Annotated in this window: 1 protein-coding gene and 1 pseudogene; both read left to right on the top strand. The window is 67.3% G+C overall.

The genetic code is table 11. The features are described 5' to 3' along the window. A pseudogene (locus ACFWUQ_RS31450) lies at positions 1-465 on the top strand (hypothetical protein); the annotation flags it as partial. A 158-nt stretch (positions 466-623) separates the two neighbouring features. Continuing rightward, a complete protein-coding gene (locus ACFWUQ_RS31455) occupies positions 624-767 on the top strand; it encodes a hypothetical protein (RefSeq protein WP_384544826.1) in 144 nt (47 codons plus the stop codon). The last annotated feature ends 727 nt before the right edge of the window (positions 768-1494 follow it).

Below are 1494 nucleotides of genomic sequence, written 5' to 3' on the forward strand. Positions count from 1 at the left end.
GGGTCGATCGCGTTTCGTGGGGTGCCGATCCTGCACAGTGGGACGCCGTCGTTCACGCGGAAGGACCAGGCGCGGCTCGCGGGCCGGTTGGCGGCGCTGAAGGACGAGGCGGTGGTGTGTGAGGTGTCGAAGGGTGTGATCACCTCGTTGAAGCCGTTCCGTCGTGAGGGCGCGGATGTGGCGCGGGTGTTCGAGTCGATGTTTGAGATTGATTCGCGGTATGCGCTGGTGTGGGAGATCGGGCATGCGTTGAACACGAGTTTGGACATTCTTCCCGGTAACCATGCGATGAACGAGGTGTACGGGGGTGAGCGGGGCTGTCTGCACTGGGGTCTGGGGTTGACGCCGTTCACGCAGTTCCATCTGGACATCATTTCGCCGGACACGACCGTGTACACGGAGTCGGGTGAGGTGGTGCTGGGTGACAAGGGTGGTGCGGCGCGGGTGAGGATGGCGGCGGCCTGAGGGCCGGCTGCCGGGATCTCACTCTCACGGTTTTCGGTGTGGCGCGAGCCCCTCTTCGTGGTGTGTTGGCCGTGATGGCCCCCTCCGGTGCGGTGTTGCCGGGGTGCGGTGGCCGGGTGCGGTGAGAGGGGGGTTGCGGGCCGGCCCGGGTGTTCGGTGTGGGTGTGCCGCCGGCCCGGGTGGTGCTTGCGGGCGGTGTGCCGCCCGCGGGAGCGAATCCACGACGGAGGGAGGTGTGGGCCGTGAAGAAGACGATCAAGGTGCGTAAGAACAGCAACTACCTGGGCACCCTCCTGGGCTGAGCCCGGTGACCGGTGACCGGTGACCGGCTCCGGTGAATCGTTTCTGCCGACCACGTCCCACCCCGGGAAGGTTCTCCTTCCCCCTCCCTTTCTTCGCTCTTCCCGATTCTCTTTCTTCCTCTCTCCCGGGTGCCCTCTGTGCGGCACCACGGCGCCTTCCCCCTCTCTTCGTCTCCCGCTCGTTTTTCCTCCCGCGCCGCTCGTGTCCTTGTCCGGGCCCGTGTTCTTGCTGCTGCGCTGCTTGTGGGGCGTGTCCCCCGGCGGCGCGGTACGAGGCAGGGCCGGCAAGGGGCCGGCGGGCGGGGTGGGGCGGGTGGCAGTGGCGGGGGCGGGCGGCCCGCATCGAGAGGCGGACGACCGAGAACCGGGCCGGGGCCGGGGCGGGGTGGTGCGGGTGGACGGCGGTGGAGCGGCGCCGGCCGGTGACCTCGATGGTGATGCGAGTACGGGAGGGGGGTGTGGGCCGTGAAGAAGACGATCAAGGTTCGTAAGAACAGCAACTACCTGGGCACCCTTCTGGGCTGAGCCCAGCTGGTGGTCCCCGGTGTGACTGGTGCGAGTACGGGAGGGGGGTGTGGGCCGTGAAGAAGACGATCAAGGTTCGTAAGAACAGCAACTACCTGGGCACCCTTCTGGGCTGAGCCCGGTAGTGGTCCCGTGTGACTGGTGCGAGTGCGGGAGGGGGGTGTGGGCCGTGAAGAAGACGATCAAGGTTCGTAAGAACAGC

The sequence above is a fragment of the Streptomyces sp. NPDC058662 genome, from assembly GCF_042716255.1.
Lineage (GTDB): Bacteria > Actinomycetota > Actinomycetes > Streptomycetales > Streptomycetaceae > Streptomyces.